The organism is Marinobacter sp. (genome assembly GCF_048266785.1).
Lineage (GTDB): Bacteria > Pseudomonadota > Gammaproteobacteria > Pseudomonadales > Oleiphilaceae > Marinobacter.
The window spans coordinates 25,242-42,252 of record NZ_JBLWYX010000013.1 but is presented as its reverse complement, the minus strand read 5'-3'; the positions used below and the strand labels follow the sequence as shown (position 1 = coordinate 42,252).

At 53.6% G+C, this 17,011-nt stretch carries 13 protein-coding genes and 1 tRNA gene; 2 read left to right on the top strand and 12 right to left on the bottom strand.

The window, feature by feature from the left end:
* Positions 1 to 268: 268 nt before the first annotated feature.
* Complete coding sequence (locus ACN0V1_RS16135; protein WP_417545971.1) at positions 269 to 946, top strand: response regulator; 678 nt, start codon at positions 269 to 271, stop codon at positions 944 to 946.
* 43 nt (positions 947 to 989) lie between these two features.
* Here ACN0V1_RS16135 and ACN0V1_RS16130 read toward each other — a convergent pair whose 3' ends face one another.
* From ACN0V1_RS16130 to ACN0V1_RS16120, 3 genes are all read right to left on the bottom strand, one after another.
* Positions 990 to 3,287, bottom strand: a complete 2,298-nt coding sequence (locus tag ACN0V1_RS16130; protein ID WP_417545970.1) for a NahK/ErcS family hybrid sensor histidine kinase/response regulator — start codon at positions 3,285 to 3,287, stop codon at positions 990 to 992.
* Complete coding sequence (gene nosP, locus ACN0V1_RS16125; RefSeq protein WP_417546041.1) at positions 3,259 to 4,422, bottom strand: nitric oxide-sensing protein NosP; 1,164 nt, start codon at positions 4,420 to 4,422, stop codon at positions 3,259 to 3,261. The genes ACN0V1_RS16130 and nosP overlap by 29 nt, the downstream gene beginning before the upstream one ends.
* Positions 4,423 to 4,664: 242 nt before the next feature.
* Positions 4,665 to 5,765 (bottom strand): porin, encoded by a 1,101-nt coding sequence (locus tag ACN0V1_RS16120; RefSeq protein ID WP_417545969.1) that lies wholly within the window; start codon positions 5,763 to 5,765, stop codon positions 4,665 to 4,667.
* Positions 5,766 to 6,138: 373 nt separating this feature from the next.
* Between ACN0V1_RS16120 and ACN0V1_RS16115 the strand changes: the two genes are divergently transcribed.
* A complete protein-coding gene (locus tag ACN0V1_RS16115; RefSeq protein WP_417545968.1) occupies positions 6,139 to 8,256 on the top strand; it encodes a 4Fe-4S binding protein in 2,118 nt (705 codons plus the stop codon).
* A 124-nt stretch (positions 8,257 to 8,380) separates the two neighbouring features.
* Here ACN0V1_RS16115 and ACN0V1_RS16110 read toward each other — a convergent pair.
* From ACN0V1_RS16110 to rseP, 9 genes are all read right to left on the bottom strand, one after another.
* A tRNA-Met gene (locus ACN0V1_RS16110) sits at positions 8,381 to 8,457 on the bottom strand.
* A gap of 67 nt (positions 8,458 to 8,524) precedes the next feature.
* Complete coding sequence (rnhB, locus tag ACN0V1_RS16105) at positions 8,525 to 9,214, bottom strand: ribonuclease HII (RefSeq protein WP_417545967.1); 690 nt, start codon at positions 9,212 to 9,214, stop codon at positions 8,525 to 8,527.
* The gene (gene lpxB, locus ACN0V1_RS16100; RefSeq protein ID WP_417545966.1) at positions 9,215 to 10,396 is read right to left on the bottom strand and encodes a lipid-A-disaccharide synthase; all 1,182 of its coding nucleotides are present in this window, start codon (positions 10,394 to 10,396) and stop codon (positions 9,215 to 9,217) included. It abuts the gene before it with no gap.
* A 20-nt stretch (positions 10,397 to 10,416) separates the two neighbouring features.
* The gene (gene lpxA / locus ACN0V1_RS16095; RefSeq protein WP_417545965.1) at positions 10,417 to 11,208 is read right to left on the bottom strand and encodes an acyl-ACP--UDP-N-acetylglucosamine O-acyltransferase; all 792 of its coding nucleotides are present in this window, start codon (positions 11,206 to 11,208) and stop codon (positions 10,417 to 10,419) included.
* A complete protein-coding gene (gene fabZ / locus ACN0V1_RS16090; RefSeq protein WP_417545964.1) occupies positions 11,208 to 11,645 on the bottom strand; it encodes a 3-hydroxyacyl-ACP dehydratase FabZ in 438 nt (145 codons plus the stop codon). Before fabZ ends, lpxA begins: the two co-directional genes overlap by 1 nt.
* Positions 11,646 to 11,656: 11 nt before the next feature.
* On the bottom strand, positions 11,657 to 12,682 hold the full coding sequence (gene lpxD / locus ACN0V1_RS16085) for a UDP-3-O-(3-hydroxymyristoyl)glucosamine N-acyltransferase (RefSeq protein ID WP_417545963.1): 1,026 nt from the start codon (positions 12,680 to 12,682) through the stop codon (positions 11,657 to 11,659).
* A gap of 48 nt (positions 12,683 to 12,730) precedes the next feature.
* Positions 12,731 to 13,225, bottom strand: coding sequence for an OmpH family outer membrane protein (locus ACN0V1_RS16080; protein WP_417545962.1), 495 nt, complete (start codon positions 13,223 to 13,225; stop codon positions 12,731 to 12,733).
* A 47-nt stretch (positions 13,226 to 13,272) separates the two neighbouring features.
* Entirely contained in the window at positions 13,273 to 15,591 is a 2,319-nt protein-coding gene (gene bamA / locus ACN0V1_RS16075; protein WP_417545961.1) for an outer membrane protein assembly factor BamA, read from the bottom strand.
* Positions 15,592 to 15,635: 44 nt separating this feature from the next.
* Positions 15,636 to 16,985, bottom strand: coding sequence for an RIP metalloprotease RseP (rseP, locus tag ACN0V1_RS16070; protein ID WP_417545960.1), 1,350 nt, complete (start codon positions 16,983 to 16,985; stop codon positions 15,636 to 15,638).
* Positions 16,986 to 17,011 lie beyond the last annotated feature (26 nt).

The following is a 17,011-nucleotide window of genomic DNA, read 5'->3' as shown; positions in this document are numbered from 1 at the left end:
ACACAATACGAACCCCGGTGATGCGCAAGAATAGTACTTTGGTGGCTGTTTTTTGGTGCGATGGTCGCATTCAACTAATGGCCGGGGTGGCGTGTAATGGAAGCATCACAATAATAACCCGGAGCTTAGCGTCATTCAGCCGAGCTAACGACCTTCTGAACTGGGGGCTGCCGTGCTTAACCAACTCAATGCTGTACTGTGTTCCGAAACCCACTCTCACGATTCGGGGAAAGTTCCCGATACTGAAAATAGACAGGTAGACACCCCCATGGAACCTGCGTACAAGATTCTGATCGCCGACGACCACCCGCTTTTTCGGGAAGCCATCAGCAACGTCATCGCATCGGGCTTTGAAGGCAGCGAAATCATCGAAACCGACGATCTGGACAGCGCGCTTAAGGTCGCTCAGGAAAACGATGACCTTGACCTGATCCTGCTGGACCTGAATATGCCAGGAATGCATGGCCTGAATGGCCTGATCACCTTGCGCAACGAAGCGCCAACCATTCCCGTCGTGATTGTCTCGGCTGAAGAGGAAAAACAGGTGGTGCTGCAAGCCATCACTTACGGTGCAGTGGGTTTTATTACCAAATCATCGCCGCGCGCGCAGATGACCGAGGCTATCCAGCAAATCCTCAACGGCAATGTGTACCTGCCCTCGGATATCATCCGTTCTGGCAAAGAAAGCGCCAGCCGGCGCAGACGTAACGACGACAACCCCATTTCTCCGGAACTGCTTAATTCCCTGACCCGACGCCAATTACTGGTACTGGAGCGGATGTCCAAAGGAGAGTCTAACAAGCAAATTGCCTACAACCTCAACATTGCCGAGACCACCGTCAAGGCCCACGTTTCGGCTATTCTCCGCAAACTCAGTGTGCACAACAGGGTGCAAGCCATCCTGTCCGCCAGCGATGTGGATTTTAGTGAATACCTGAAGCGTTAACACCTGAGCCAGGTTCATAAGCATACGGCGAGGGCGCGGCTACTTAGCGCTGGTTCCGCCGTTGCAGACTAATCAAATGACTGAGCGTACTTTTGAGCTTCAGCGGCTTGACCGGTTTGTTCATCAACACATAACCAAGGTCTCGAATGTGTTGTTTGAGTTCATTGGTGTAGTTTGCGGTAATCATTACCACTGGGGCCGGGTGAAGACGCCGCCCGTTAATGCTGGCAACAATATCTGCGCCAGTCTCATCGTTATCGAGATGGTAGTCGGCAAGGATCAAATCCACCGGGCTTCCAACCGGGTCTAACTGGCGCTCCAAATCCGCCAGCGACGTGGCACCGGTTACCCGACAATCCCAGCCTTCCAGCAGAGTTTTCATACCTGCACAAATTGCGTGATCGTTATCAATCACCCAGACCCTTGCGCCGCCCAAGCCCTGATCTGCCATCGCATTATGTAACACCTTGCCGGCAGTACCCACGCCTTTGGGCTGAAGTCGACCCATCGGTACGCGCACGCTAAACACCGACCCTTTACCTTCAACCGACGACACCGAAACATCATGGCCCAACATGCGTGCAATTTTATCTACGATGGCAAGGCCAAGGCCCAGCCCCTTGTCAGGACGCGAGCCCTCAGGTCGGATACGCTTGAATTCCTGAAAGATTTCGCTCAGTTTGTCCTGAGGAATACCCGGCCCGGTGTCCCAGACCTGAAGCAGTATGTGATCTTTCTGGCGCCGGCATCCCAGCAAAATCCGGCCACTGCCAGTATAGCGAATGGCGTTGGTTAAAAAGTTGCGCAGAATCCGCGCCAATAACTGAGAGTCTGATTCCACAATCGCCGAAGACGCCACAAAATCGAGCCTTAGGCCTTCCGCAACAGCCATTTGCTGGCATTCGCGGGCGATGTTATTGAGAAGATCACGCAAATCAAACGCGGTGACATCTGGCTTAATCACACCGGCATCCAGTTTGGAAATGTCCACTAAGGTGCCTAACAGACTCTCAACGTCATCCAGCGAGGCGCTGACCGAACGCACCTGGCTTTCGGCTTTCGGGCCAAACGATTGCTCTAACAAAGCACTGGTGAACAGTCTGGCAGCATTCAGGGGTTGCAGCAGATCATGACTGACAGCAGCCAGGAATTTTGTTTTCGACAGATTTGCCTGCTCGGCTTCCAATTTTGCCTCTTGCAAGCGCGCCTCTGCAGAAGCGCGCTCGCTGATTTCCTGACGCAACTGGCTGTTGGCCTCCGTCAGCGCCGAGGTGCGCTCTTTGATCCGGTGTTCAAGATCGTCATAAGCTTGCTCCAGCGCCAAGGCCGTTTTGCGGCGCTCGGTAATGTCGCGAATGAGCACAAAAAACCCGACCACATCGCCACGCTCATCAAAATTCGGCACGTAGGAGCGCAGCATGAAACGCACCAGCCCCTGTTCACCGGTTTCTTCAAACTCGAAGTTCACACTATGGCCAGCCAACACTTCCTGCATCTGTGGCAACAGGCGTTGATACAGTTCTGCCGAGTGCAGCTGATCAAGGCGCATACCCAGGGGTGACTCGCCGTTGCGGCCATACCAGGCTTCGTAAACCTGGTTGCAAAACTGAATGCTCAAGTCCGCACCAACGTAAGCAATCAACGCCGGAACGTGGTCAGTGACTACACGAATCCAGTGTTCGCTTTCTTCAAGCGCCTTGATGCGACGGGCCATTTCGCTATTTTTTACATCGGTTATATCCGAATACAACACCACCAATCCACCCTCACGGGTGGGTCGCTCAGTCATTTGCACCCAACGATCATTGGAAAGCAGAAACACGACACCTTCTGAGTCCGGCTCGCGATGTTCTTCCACAATCAAACCCGACGCGAAAGCCAGTTCTCGCACGCTCTCAATACTGGTACCTGGGGCTGGCATCGCAACACCGGCATGGCGCCAATAGCTGCGAAAACGGCTATTGCTTTGCACCAGTTGGTGGCGGTGGTCAAACAGCACAAACCCATCAGCAATACTCTCGATGGCATCACTCAGGCGCTGACGGGTTGTTTCCGCCTCTTCACGCGCCCGATTCAATGCCTTATTGCTGCCGCGAAGCTCCTCCATTGCCTGGTTAAGTGCTTCTGTGCGCTCCCTCACCTGTTCGGCCAGCACTACCGAGTGTTCAAACGCCGCGTAAGGTTCCGGCTTATGGGCCATTCCGGATTCCACCCGCACAATTAATGCGTCGCGAATTTTACACAGTCGTTCATTATCGGCTTCAAGCGCCGCGATACGCTCCCGCAGAGACGCATCCGGCTGCGACTGAGAGTTACAGGGAACTGGAATCAGGCTGGCCAATAACCACCCCCGTGAATGTTTGATTAATATGCATTCCGTTGAACTGCTCGCCGTAGGTGTTAAAACCCACTACCTTGTGATGGCGTAGAAATTCAGACACCGCCTCGACTTCCCCGGTCAGCTCCGCCTCCAGGCGACGTAGAAAACAATCACAACCGATAGTAATCAACGGCGGCCCGACCATGCCTTCGGAGATTTCGAGCTGCTCCCGCACGCTGTCCAACAGTGATTCGGGCGCCATAGCCGTCATTACGATGCCAGTCTCCACGGCGCAGTAAAAAGTCAGGCTTTTATCCGGATTGACACACTGTATCGACCGCACAAAATAATGGCCGCCGACTTTTACACCCAATGGCTGCAGCGCAAAAACCGTGCGATCCAGTTTATCGACTTCAACGCCCACGGCTCGAGCGTACGCATCAGCGGCGGGCTCTGCATTCAACTCATAAACCGTTCGGCTGTCAGAACAGGCGCTTGTAACAACCAGCTTTTCGTAACCTTCAGTCATGTGGTGACTGGAAAACACGCGAAAATCCAATGGCGTGTTAACCAACAGAACCATTGCTGCACCGGCGTGGAAACGACCGTCGTAAAATACGTGAGTGTTTGCAAGCCGCTCATCATCGCCTGCCGATCCGCCAAACTGCGGAATACTACCAAGTGCCGAATTCAGTGTCGCAAGTACCAGCTCTTCGCGGCTGGACAGCCCGTCCAGCAAGGTGATGGCAAAGGTATTACCTTTGATGGGCGCAATTCGGGCATTGCGACAATTCGTCAGCAGGCCGTCTATCACGCTTTGCGCATCCTGCAGGGAAAAGCGATCCATTTCACGGATCAGAGCACAGTCAATCGAGAAGAACCGGCTGTCAAAACCAATAGCCGTGATGCACCCGCGATCATAGCCGCGGGTGGTAATTTCACCCGCCGACGTACAGCCCGACAGGCGCACATCCGGGAAGGCCTGCGCAAGAGCCGGGCCCAGCCCGTCGAGATCGTATTCGGCGGAGCAGAAGAACAGAACGCACCCAAGGTGTGGATGGTTAAGTTGGCTGGCAAGATTATTTGCCGCCAGGACCGGCTCGCGAAGGCAAGTGCTGGCAACACGGACAGCAAACATTGTGGTTACAGGCGGCATGGGAGATACTTCCGCAAAAAAAGAACGCCCCCATAATTCTACGGGCTCGACCGGTTTCGCCAATGAGACTTCAGTGCTTTTTATCGGTGCGCCGAAATGATCGTAAGCCATTGATCAGACTACTCCATTGTCAGAGCCTGGCAGTTGGATGCATGCAATAACCCGAAAACCAGCACTTTAGTTCTAGATCATTACGCCGCGAGCGATAGAGCGCAAACCCAACCGCCCGCAGTATACGACGTCTAGAACGTGACAACGGCCCCAAGCGCGATGGTATTGATGTCCGAGTTGGTCATGCCCGTTGTACGATTTTCGCCCTCAAACATGTTGTACTCGGCAACCAGTTTGAAGTTGCTGTTCACATCATGAAAGAAACCCAGGGTCGTGCTTTCCGTTTCAAGATTCAGAATTTCAGCGTCAGTCTCACCATAAGACAACACTAGGCGGTTGGGCCCGAAGGCGTAGGAACCCTGAACCAGAAAGCCATCAGCGTCATCTTCAGTGACTGGGCTGTTGCTAATCAGCACCGGGTTGTCACCCTTTGAGGTAAAACCAGACGCTGCCAGAGTCAAACCCGCCAGCGAAGCTTTCACACCGTAGCCAAGGCCGCTGCTATCAACCGTAGTGCCGGCATTTTCAGCTGATTGATAACGGCCGTTTAGCCAACCGGTCAGCCCTAATCCGTTCACATCGGTGCTATAGGTTATCTCCGACTCAAACCGCGGAGCGGAATTCTCATCGTTTGCCCCGGTAACCGTATCTGCTGGATCAAGAACACCGACAGCAATATTGAATCCGGACATTTCCGGAGCGCGATAGGTTATCTGGGCTGAAGGCGTCGGGTACGGGTAACCAACACCGATGTTGCCGAAAGACACCCCACCGGCCGTACCCGGAGAACCAAAGCCCATCAGAATTTCATCAAGAAATATATTGGAGCGCGCGTAAAGACCAAAATCCTTACCGATCAATACCTGGCCAAAGCTACCGTCTACGGTGGCGTAAAACTGGCGCACGTCAATAGCGGTGTCAATTGGCGAGTCAAGGCTGTCGTTGATCGATGTCCAGAATGAAGAGCGACCTCCCAGAGTCAGATCACCCATTTCTTTGCTGAAATTAAACCCGATGGTGTTGGGCAAAAAACCCATCTTGATGCGGGAGTCTCGGGTGTCACTCAGATCATTGTCGCGATTTACATAAAATGCGTTGAAATAGCCATCAACAGAAAACGTTGTGCCGTCCTCGTTATACAATTCGACCGCCGCATTTGCTCCAGCACTGGCACCCATCGCCGCTGCCATTGCGATGAACAGTCTCGACCTTCTGATATTGTTGTTGTTCATAATTACCCCAGTATGTTCGTCATTCAGGATCAGGCGACCTTTAGCAAATGCCGCAAGCGACAGCTGTTGCCTGAACTTTATAATCGGCTACCAGAGAAACCGGAGGTATCGGCCGAGGGATCCGGTTTTATGCTTATTTGGGAGGGAGTAGAAATAGCACTTTTGGACTAAGACATTCATTCATCCGGTTTTGCGCCATCAATCGGAATCCTGTGCCACACATGGCCAATCACTCATCCAAATCAGTGCCTTATTTAATAGATGGACAAAATCAACCATAAAGTAGCAGGCGGCTGACTCCGAGGTCGTATTGAGTCAAAACGTAAACTCAATAGCATGGAAGGAACCACCCGAAAAATACCAGGAGTAACTCATGGTCGGGCGCATCGTGCTCTTTTTTCTGTATTTGTTTGTTTGTAATTCTGCAGCCCAGGCCGAGCTTTCTGAACAGAAAAAAGCCCTGATCCAGGAATTATTTCCGTCGGCGACGATTATCGATGAGAAACTGGAAGACTTCCCGGTTTATCCCGTTTACCAGCTTCAGGAGTTACTGGGCTACGCCTACGAGTCCGTTGATCTGAGCAGGCTTCAGGGATTCGCTGGCAAACCCATCAGCATGCTGGTCGGTATGGACATCCGAGGCCGTTTTACCGGGGTAAAAGTGCTAAACCATCACGAGCCGGTGTTTTTACACGGCTTGGGCGAAGAGCCGCTATTTGACTTTGTCGATCAATACGAGGGGCGGTCGCTACGTGAACAGATCATCATTAACACTTCCAACACCGGTAGCCAGGGGCGAACCGCCGACGGAAATTCAGTGTATTTTGACGGTGTCAGCAAAGCCACCGTCTCCGTTCTGATCATCAACGACACGGTTCTTTCATCCGCCTTAAAGGTGGCTCGCAACAAACTCTCAGGCTTCGCGCAAGCCGCACCAACAAGAGCAAAACCAGACTTCTTTGAACCACTGACGTGGCAACAGCTGCTCGATCGTGGCTACATTGGCCAGTGGCGTCTAAGCCGCGAGGCTATTGAGTCTGAACTCGGCCGACCCTTGGCAGATTATCCTCAGGATTTTGAAGGCTCCGGCAACGAACCATTCACCGAACTGTACTTCACGTACATCAATTCCCCGATGGTGGGTCGTAACCTGTTGGGAGAAAGTGGCTACCAAACGCTGATGGCGCGGCTGGCGCCAAGCGCTCAGGTGATGCTCGTGATGTCGCGGGGAGCCTTTCCTCACGTCTCCGAGAGCTTTGTACCCGGCAGCAATCCGCAGCGTCTGAGCCTGAGCCAGAACGGGCTGGCTGTGGAAATGCGGGATTTGAACCTGTCAGGCCAAGGTTTGGAATTGCAGGCGGCCGGCATACCCGACCTGGCCGCCCAAAACTTTTTTCGCACGGGCGGAAGCGCTGGTTTTAGTCCAGGTGCCGATGCCACGTTAAATTTCCACATCGAACTTTCCCGCAACCACCTGGTGCAAGACAGCGCCATTATCGAAGTGCCTGTTCGATTCAACCCGGATTTGTTTGAAGCAGTGGAACCGGCAGCGTCGCTTCAGGATGAGCGCGAACCTGTATGGATTGGCCTTTGGAAGCAACGTTGGTGGCAGATTGCGATTTTACTAACCGCGCTGGCTGTGTTGACCGTGTTTTTTGCTCGCCAGAAAACGTTGAGCCGGTACCCAAAACTGGTTCATCGGTTTCGTTGGGGGTTTCTGTTCTTCACCCTGTTCTTTATCGGCTTTTTCGCTCAGGGTCAGTTATCAGTGGTCAATATATACACGATTTTCCTCGCGATCTCAGATGGCCTCTCACTTAATGTCTTCCTGCTCGACCCCATTATTTTCATTTTATGGCTGTACACATTTATCAGCCTGTTCGTTTGGGGGCGCGGTCTGTTCTGTGGCTGGCTGTGCCCGTTCGGTGCACTTCAGGAGATGACGGCCTGGCTGGGGGGAAAGCTTGGCCTGCGTCAGATCAAAGTACCCGAGTATTGGCACCGTCGCCTGATTCTTATTAAATATCCTATTCTGATCGGCTTGGTGGGTACGGCTTTCTATTCGCTCGCATTGGCGGAAAAGCTGGTGGAAGTGGAACCCTTCAAAACCAGCATCACCCTGCTTTTTGTGCGCCACTGGCCATTTGTGGTGTATGCCGTTGGGCTGCTGGTTGTCGGGATGTTTATCCACAAATTCTATTGCCGTTATCTCTGCCCATTAGGCGCCGGACTGGCAGTTATTGGCCGCCTGAGGCTGTTCAGCTGGCTGAATCGAGTGGAGTTGTGCGGCAGCCCGTGCCAGCATTGCAAAAATGCCTGTGGTATTAACGCCATTCGTAAGGATGGCCGAATTGATTATGATGAATGCATTCAATGCCTGGAGTGCGTAGTCATACTCAACGACGATCAACAGTGCGTAGACAAGCGCGTGCAGAATAAGAAGCATCGGCGCCAAGCCAACATACTGGCCACCGATGCTGGTCACTCCTGACAGGTTTCAACCGAGCAACAACAAAGTTAATCGAATATTAAATAACTGGCTTGGTACAAAAAAGAGTTTCGAGGCTTGGAACGCAAAAAGGCAAATCAGTAACTTACTGATTTGCCTTTTAATATGGTAGCGGGGGCAGGATTCGAACCTACGACCTTCGGGTTATGAGCCCGACGAGCTACCAGACTGCTCCACCCCGCATCAAACTGGTTGTTACCGGGTTGCCCCGATCAACGTGCGCGTATAGTAAGGACTCGCGAGAGCATTGTCAATTACTGTTTTCAAAGAGGTCTGTTGGGTAATGAAGTTCTTGTGCCACTGTTGCCGCCGGTTTCTTGAAGAATCCGACCTGCTCCATCGCTTCCTGAACGGGCCGAAATGACTTGCGATGCTCTGGCGTTACGCCCAACCGGAACAAGGCTTCCATGTGCACGGGTGTCGGATAGCCTTTGTGTTTGGCAAGGCCGTAACCCGGATATTTCTGCTCCATCGCTTCCATTTCGCGGTCACGGGTCACTTTCGCGAGTATGGATGCGGCACTGATCGCTTCTACCCGGCTGTCTCCCTTTACCACCGGCTCGGAGGGCCAGTGCCACTTGGGGCACTTGTTCCCATCCACCAGCACGTATTCAGGTGCAATGCCAAGACCGGCAACGGCTCGCTCCATGGCAATCATTGTGGCTTGGTAAATGTTGATCTGATCGATCTCATGGGCCTCGCAGCGCCCTAAACACCAGGCGGTAGCGTGCTCAATAATTTCTTCATACAGCACATTACGCCTTTTTTCTGTGAGCTTTTTTGAATCCGCCAGCCCTACAATGGGCCGATCTGGATTAAGAATTACCGCCGCGGTCACTACCGCGCCGATGAGTGGCCCACGCCCTACCTCATCAACGCCGGCCAGTAGCCGGCCCTGATAGGCACATTCAAACGGAGGTAATGCTGGAGTGCGACCCATTCAGCGAACTCTCGCCTCAATAAGCCGCGAGATTGCCTGGGCAGCCTTCTCGTCGGCGTCCTGTCTCAAGGTGAGGTGCAGCTCTGTAAAGGCTTCCACCAGTCGATCACGTTCCTGCTGGTTTTCCAGGCGTTCCAGCACTGCAGAGCCAAGTGATTCCGGTGTTGCGTCGTTCTGCAAAAGCTCTGGAACCAGAGGCTGCTTTGCCAACAGGTTCGGTAATGACACATGAGGTACTTTCACCAGGCGGGAGATCAGTGCGTAGCTCAAGTTGCTCAACCGATAACCCACTACCATGGGTTTCTTCAGCAACATGGCTTCGAGAGTCGCTGTTCCGGAGGCCAGCAACACGACGTCTGACGCCGCCATCACTTCGCGGGAGCGGCCTCTCACTATAGTCACCTGCAGCTTTACTTCGAGCGCTTCAATAAGATCGCGAACCTGCTTTTCCCGTTCACGGTTCACACAGGGGATGACCAACTGCATATCCGGTCGCTTGGCCTGTATCCACCGCGCCGCTTTCAGGAACAGTGTACCCAGACGCTCAACTTCACCGGTTCTGCTTCCTGGCAGTATCGCCAGCAATGGCACGTTGTCATCAAGCCCCAGTTCCTGACGGGCTTTACCCGTTTCAGGGACCAGAGGGATACGGTCTGCGAGCGGGTGTCCTACAAATGCTACGGGTACCTGATGCTCTTCATAAAACCTGGCCTCAAACGGCAGCAGGGTGAGCATCAAGTCTACGGATTTGGCGATTTTGAAGATTCGTTTTTGGCGCCAGGCCCAGACGGAGGGGCTCACATAATGGACCGACGGGATACCCGCTTCACGGCAACGCCGCTCAATGGCAAGGGTAAAATCAGGTGAGTCAATTCCAATGACCACATCAGGTGGTGTGGCAAAAAAATAGCTCAGCAACCGGGACCGAATGCTGAAAAGCTCCCGGATGCGGCCAAGGACTTCCACCAGCCCCATAATGGACAGGCGTTCCATGGGCACCAAAGAATGGAAACCTTCAGTGATCATCTCATCGCCCCCGATACCGACAAATCGGGCGTTCGGGTACCGAGCGCGAAGTGACCGAATCAGGCCTGCGCCGAGAATGTCCCCAGACGCCTCACCTGCAATAATTCCAAAGGTTATTTTACGATCACTAGCAATCGTAGCCCGGGGGTGATCCATCAAACAAGGCTCCTGCCAGCTCAGCGGATAATGCCGCGATGAGCTCCGCGCAGGGAGTCGATAAGCACACGCACTTCCGGCGTATCGGCATAGGCATCTTCCAGCGCTTCAACAGCCTGCTCTGTTGTAAGCCCCTGGCGGTATATGATCTTGTAAGACCGGCGCAGAGTCATTAAAACCTCTTTGCCGAAGCCCCGACGTTTAAGGCCCTCAACGTTCATTCCGTGAGGCTCAGCCGACTGGCCAGCCGCCATAACATAAGCCGGGATATCCTTGAGCACGATACTGCCACCGGCCGCCATGCTGTGCGAGCCAATATGACAGAACTGGTGCACCATGGTGCCACCGCCCAGAATGGCGTAATCACCCACCGTTACATGGCCGGCAAGCGTTGCGCAATTAGCAAGAATGATGCTGTCGCCAATGACACAGTCATGGGCCACATGAACATAAGCCATCAACAGATTATTACTGCCAATACGGGTTTCACCCTTATCCTGCACAGTGCCCCGATGAACGGTGCAATTCTCGCGAAAAACGTTGTTGTCGCCGACCACTAATGTGGTTGGTTCCCCTGCATACTTTTTATCCTGGCATTCCTCACCGATACTGCAAAACTGGAAAATCCGGTTATTCCGGCCGATTACCGTTGGTCCTTTCACAACCACATGAGAAAGAATCTCTGTGCCTTCGCCAATCTCAACGTTCGGGCCTATGTAACTCCATGGGCCGACCGTTACGTTGTCCGCAAGCTTGGCTGATGGATCTACAATCGCCTGAGGATGGATACCCGACCAGTCATTTGTCGCCATTAAACTTCTCTCTCAGCGGTCAGTATCTCTGCCACGCAAACCACCTCACCATCGACCAGTGCGCGACACTCAAATTTCCAGATACCGCGTTTTCCCGAGATAAACTCCGACTCCAAACACAGTCGGTCTCCGGGTAACACGGGGCGTTTGAAACGCGCCTTACTGGAGCCGGCCAGATATTGGACTAACCCATCCGAAGGTTTCCGCCCCACCGTCACAAAACCGAGAATGCCGGAAAGCTGCGCCATGGCCTCAATAATCAGCACACCCGGCATAATCGGGTTGCCTGGAAAATGGCCGGCGAAGAATGGCTCGTTAAACGAGATGTTCTTGTAACCTTTGATCGACTTGGCCTTTTCAATCTCGGTAACCCGGTCCACCAGCAAAAACGGATAGCGGTGCGGCAGGTATTCCAGTATTTCATCGATGTACATCATTTTGATCGGCCTCAGCCCTTTGATTTCTTTTCCAGTTCCTTTATCCGCCGTGCCAGCGTATCCAACTGGCGGAAACGTACAGCATTTTTGCGCCATTGCCGATTCGTGTCTGCGCTGGTGCCAGAAGAATAGACTCCCGGTTCCCGAATATCTCCGGTTACCAGGGTCATGCCGGTAAGGTGCACCTGGTTGGCAATTTCCAGATGCCCGGCCACTCCGGCGGCTCCACCAAAAACACAGTGACTGCCAATCCGTGTACTACCCGCAATCCCGACCATAGCAGCCATGGCAGTGTGGTCGCCAACGCGAACGTTGTGAGCAATCTGAATGAGATTGTCGAGTTTCACGCCATTGCCGATAACCGTGTCATCCAGTGCGCCACGGTCAATCGTTGTATTCGCGCCAACTTCAACATCATCACCCAGGACAACACGCCCGAGTTGCGCGATTCTATGCCACTGGCCTTTCTCGTTGGCAAAACCAAATCCATCAGAACCAATCACCGCACCGCTGAGGATATGGCAGCGCTGCCCCACAACGACATCGTGGGCCAGGGTCACTCTGGGACGGATAATGGAGCCTGGGCCAATGCTGGTTCGAGCTCCGATAATGCACCCTGGCCCAACGACAACTTGCTCGCCAATCACAACATTCGCTTCAATAACGGCGTTAGGGCCGATACTGGCGCTGACCGCTATTGTCGCGCTGGCATCAACCACGGCCGAAGGATGAATGCCTGGCGGCGCGACGGGTGCAGGATCGAACCAATGACTGAGCCGAGCATAGCCCAGATACGGATTATCGAGTAACAGGAGATTGGTCGGACGATCTACCGCGGCCGCAGGCGATAGAATAACAGCTGCAGCGCGGGTATCAGACAGGTGCTTTGCGTAAGCGGGGTTTGCCAGAAAGCTGAGCTGATCCGGGCCAGCTGCCTCCAGAGTCGCGAGGCCTGAAATCCGGGTTTCAGGGTCGCCCCGGAGCTCTGCCCCCAGAGCTTCTGCGATCTCGCATAGCCGGTAAGACGTTTCTGTCATCACGCGCTCCACAACACGCTCGTGAACCCGAAGGCTCTCCGGCAGGATTTAACGGTTCAGCTTATCCAGAAGCTGCGGGGTAAGGTTCATTTCCGGCTTCACATAAACGACAGCTTCACTAGGCAGAATCAGGTCAAGGTCGTGCTCTTCGAGCAGTTCTTTCACCGCCGCATCTACCTCCGGGCGAGCCTCTTCAAGAAACGCCTGCTTCCGCTGGTTAACGGTGGAGTCGAGACGCTGCTTGAGAAAGTTGAACTCTTTAACCTTCTCCTGGAATTCACCGGCAAGCTTGTTACGCTCGCTCTCGTTCATCATCGCACCGTCTTTTTCCAGACGCTCTTTCAGTTTGCGGGCAGCCTCCTGAGTTTCGCGGACTTTCTCCTCGTCGCCAGCAAAGTCTTTCTGGAGACTTTCACTGAACGTCTTGGCATCCTCCGACGAAAACAAAGCCTGACGCAGATCTACAACACCAATACGGCTCTCGGCCACGGCAGGCATTGCCAGTGAAACAGCTGCGGCAAACATCAGCAAAGTTCTGAACATAATAAGGCTCCTGTTTTTCATTCGTTCTTGTTTCTTGTGTGTCTGATTCAGAATGTCTGACCCAGTGAGAACTGGAATATCTGAGTATCGTCACCAGGCTTGTCGTTAAGCGGTTTGGCCAGACTGAATGCCAATGGGCCTACCGCTGTAATCCACTGGAAACCGACGCCGGCCGATAAGCGCACCTCCTTCAGCTCTGGGCTAAATCCCCGGTCCGTATCGAATACCTGTCCGGCATCCAGGAAAAACGCCGTCCGCATCGAGCGGCTATCTCCGGCGAACGGGGTCGGGAATATCAGCTCCAGTGAACCCTCAGTAAGAAGGTTACCACCGAAAGGATCGGGGTCAGAGAAATCGTTGGGCGCGTTGGTGGCGCGCCTTCCGAGGGAGTTCGCCTGATAGCCACGGACCGAGCCGTAACCACCTGCAAAATAGTGTTCATAAAATGGCATGATTGAACGGTCGCCATAGCCATCCCCGTAACCAATGTCTGTTCTGGTGCGCAGCACCCAGCGATTGGTATCTGTGAGCGGGAAGTAAAAGTCGGTTTTGTGGCTCACTTTGTAGAACGTGAGATCACTGCCAGGCACCGCAACATCGAGTGACAATGAGTGGCTGTAGCCGTCTGAGGGCAACACACCACGGTTGAGTGTGCTGCGGCGCCAACCACCAAACAGGAAGTAGTTATTGAATGTGTCGCCTTCTTCATCTATAAATTCGCGCACTTCCTGCGAAGTGAACACGCCGCCGTTGACCTTGGAGAGCGTATATCCCGCCCCGAAGTTCAATCGCGTGATGTTGTCCGTAGGGTAACCAAACGTAAGACGTCCGCCATACTCATCCAGGAGATAGGAAGTAATATCCTCTTCTTCAAAGTCGGTTTCACGGGCAAAAATGCTGAATCCCCGGCTAACACCATCTACAGTGTAATAAGGGTCGGTGTAACCAATATTGGCACTCTTGACCGAATCACTGACATTCACACCAAACGATACGCGCTTGCCGGTGCCGAAGAAGTTATTTTCAGAGACGTTAGCACCAAGAATAACACCGGAATCCTGAGAGAAGCCCACAGAAGCAGAGAGGCTACCCGTTGGCTGTTCTTCTACGGAGTAGTTAACATCTACCAGGTCGTCCGTACCAGGCACGGGGACGGTTTCAACATTGACCCCCTTGAAAAAGCCAAGCCGTTCGAGGCGGGTTTTGGAAAACTCAATGCGGTCCGAGGAGGCAATACCACCCTCCATCTGAGTCATTTCCTGTCGCAGGACGTCATCACGGGTGGACACGTTGCCATCGAAGTTGATGCGGCGAACATAGGCTCGCTTACCCGGTTCAACAAAAAAGGTAACGGCTGCAGTGTTGTTATCGCTTGGCTCAGGCACGGCATTCACGCTGGCAAATGCATAACCTTCCTTCCCCAGCCGGAAGGCCAGGGTTTCCGAGATCGCCGTCATGCGGGCACGGGAGAACACATCCCCCTCATCTACCGGAATCAGCTTCCGCAATTCCTCCTCATCAATAATGAGATTGCCGCGAAGCCGGATCTCGGAGATCGTGTACTGAGACCCTTCGTTCAATGCGATCGCGATGAAGACCTGCCGCTTATCTGGCGAAATGGACACCTGGCTGGATTCCACATTGAAATCAAGGTAACCACGGTCGAGGTAGAAAGAACGCAGCGTTTCCAGATCGCCGCTCAGGCGTTCCCGCGCGTATTTGTCTGAATTCGTAAGGGAGTTCCACCAGCTACTGGTCCGCAGCTCGAAGAGGTCCCTCAGTTCCTCGTCGCTGAAGTCGCGGTTACCTACCAGGTTGATGTGCTGGATGGCGGCAACGGTACCTTCATTAATATCCAGTCGAATGGCTACGCGGTTGCGCGGCAGCTCTTCAGCCGTTGCTTTTACCCGGGCGTTGTAACGGCCCTGACCAATGTAGGAGCGCAAAATCTCCAGCTCAAGCCTTTCCAGCGTTGCCCGGCGGAACACCTGACCTTCCTGAAGCCCGGCGCCGGCCAGAGCATCCATCAGCATGTCAGTTTCGATGTTCTTGTTGCCTTCAATGTCGATCGACGTAATTGAAGGGCGCTCCCGCACGGTGAGGATGAGAGTACCGGCATCGCGGCTGGCATCTATGTCCGTGAACAGCCCGGTCCGGAAAAGTGACTTGATCGCCTCTGCCAGCTCGGTTTCATCCATCTGCTCGCCAATATTGACAGGGAAAGCGGAAAACACAGAACCCGCAGAAACACGCTGCAAGCCTTCCACCTCAATATCTGCAACCGTAAATTCATCTGCAAAAGCTGGCTTCATGCCGGTTGCGGCAACAGCGAGGCCAACGGCTAGACCTAGAAGAGAACGTCTCATTCAATTATTTCGCCTGGTTAATGCGCGTAAGGAGCCCGCAATTCTCACAACCGCATCAGGTCGTTGTAAAGAGCAAACACCATTAATGTGAGAATCATTGCCATACCAATTCGTAACCCAAGCGCCTGAACCTCGTCCGAGAGCGGTTTTCTGCGGATTGCCTCAATGGTGTAATACACTATGTGACCACCATCCAGAACCGGCACTGGCAACAGGTTGAGAATACCTAGGCTGACACTGAGATAAGCCAGAAAACGAACAAAATCTTCAAATCCCGAACTGACACTGGCCTCGGCCACCCGGGCAATTGTAATCGGACCACTGAGGTTACTGGGCGAAAGCAGCCCTGTAACCATTTTCTTGATGGCAACCAGGGTAAGGCGTGTATCCGCCCAGGTTTCATCCAACGCAATAGGGATCGCCGCCAGAGGACCGTAGCGAACGTCTCGCATCACACTGTCAGGCCAGGAAACCGCTTCAACACCGGCACCGACAAACCCGATTGTCTCTCCATTATCCAGTTTTTTTGCTTCCGGAGTAATCTGAACAAATCGCTCTGAGCCGGCGCGCTCAATGGTAAGAGCCAGCGTTTGTCCGGGAGCATTGCGAATAAAATCTACCAGATCAAACCAGGTACCCACTGGTAGATCATTCACCGCAAGAATGCGATCCCCTGCCTGAAGCCCTGCACCCTGCGCAGCCCCGCCATCTGAAATCTGGCCAAGAACAGCAGGCACATCCGGCCGCCACGGCGTAATGCCGAATTCTGCAAGCGGGTTGGGCGTGTCTTCACTCAGACCCCAGCCGCCGAGTTCACCACTCAGGACTCCCTGGGCTCCGCCGCTGGATACGTCCAGGGTTATCTCACCCTGTTCTCCCGCACGCTCGAGGATGCGCATGTTCACATCACGCCAGGAGCTTACCCGGTGGCCGTCAACGGCATGAATCTCCATACCTTCCTGCAGACCGACTCGCTCAGCAACACTCTTCCCGGCAACGTCGCCCACAATCGGCGCAACGTGGGTAACACCCACCACACCGAGCACCCAGTAGGCAAAAATTGCGAAAAGAAAATTGGCAATCGGGCCTGCTGCTGCAATAGCAATCCGCTGGGAGGGTGACTTGGAGGTAAATGCCTGGTCTCTGAGCTCTTCAGGAACCGGCCCTTCGCGCTCATCCAGCATTTTGACATAGCCACCCAGAGGAATAGCCGCTATGGCAAACTCGGTCCCATGGCGGTCATACCAAGAGAATAGCGGCTTGCCGAAACCCACCGAAAAACGAAGTACTTTCACACCACAGCGGCGCGCTACCCAGAAGTGGCCATACTCATGGAGGGTGACGAGTATGCCCAGGGTAAGCGCAAGAGCAAGTAGGGTTTGAATAATCTGCATAGCTTTCCTGGTATTGGCGCCAAGCC

Excerpts from the sequence above, each read along its gene's own strand:
- ACN0V1_RS16135 (WP_417545971.1), top strand. The coding sequence starts at position 269 with ATGGAACCTGCGTACAAGATTCTGATCGCCGACGACCACCCGCTTTTT.
- nosP (WP_417546041.1), bottom strand. The coding sequence starts at position 4,422 with ATGCCGCCTGTAACCACAATGTTTGCTGTCCGTGTTGCCAGCACTTGC.
- ACN0V1_RS16120 (WP_417545969.1), bottom strand. The coding sequence starts at position 5,765 with ATGAACAACAACAATATCAGAAGGTCGAGACTGTTCATCGCAATGGCA.
- ACN0V1_RS16115 (WP_417545968.1), top strand. The coding sequence starts at position 6,139 with ATGGTCGGGCGCATCGTGCTCTTTTTTCTGTATTTGTTTGTTTGTAAT.
- rnhB (WP_417545967.1), bottom strand. The coding sequence starts at position 9,214 with ATGGGTCGCACTCCAGCATTACCTCCGTTTGAATGTGCCTATCAGGGC.
- lpxB (WP_417545966.1), bottom strand. The coding sequence starts at position 10,396 with ATGGATCACCCCCGGGCTACGATTGCTAGTGATCGTAAAATAACCTTT.
- lpxA (WP_417545965.1), bottom strand. The coding sequence starts at position 11,208 with ATGGCGACAAATGACTGGTCGGGTATCCATCCTCAGGCGATTGTAGAT.
- fabZ (WP_417545964.1), bottom strand. The coding sequence starts at position 11,645 with ATGATGTACATCGATGAAATACTGGAATACCTGCCGCACCGCTATCCG.
- lpxD (WP_417545963.1), bottom strand. The coding sequence starts at position 12,682 with ATGACAGAAACGTCTTACCGGCTATGCGAGATCGCAGAAGCTCTGGGG.
- ACN0V1_RS16080 (WP_417545962.1), bottom strand. The coding sequence starts at position 13,225 with ATGTTCAGAACTTTGCTGATGTTTGCCGCAGCTGTTTCACTGGCAATG.
- bamA (WP_417545961.1), bottom strand. The coding sequence starts at position 15,591 with ATGAGACGTTCTCTTCTAGGTCTAGCCGTTGGCCTCGCTGTTGCCGCA.
- rseP (WP_417545960.1), bottom strand. The coding sequence starts at position 16,985 with ATGCAGATTATTCAAACCCTACTTGCTCTTGCGCTTACCCTGGGCATA.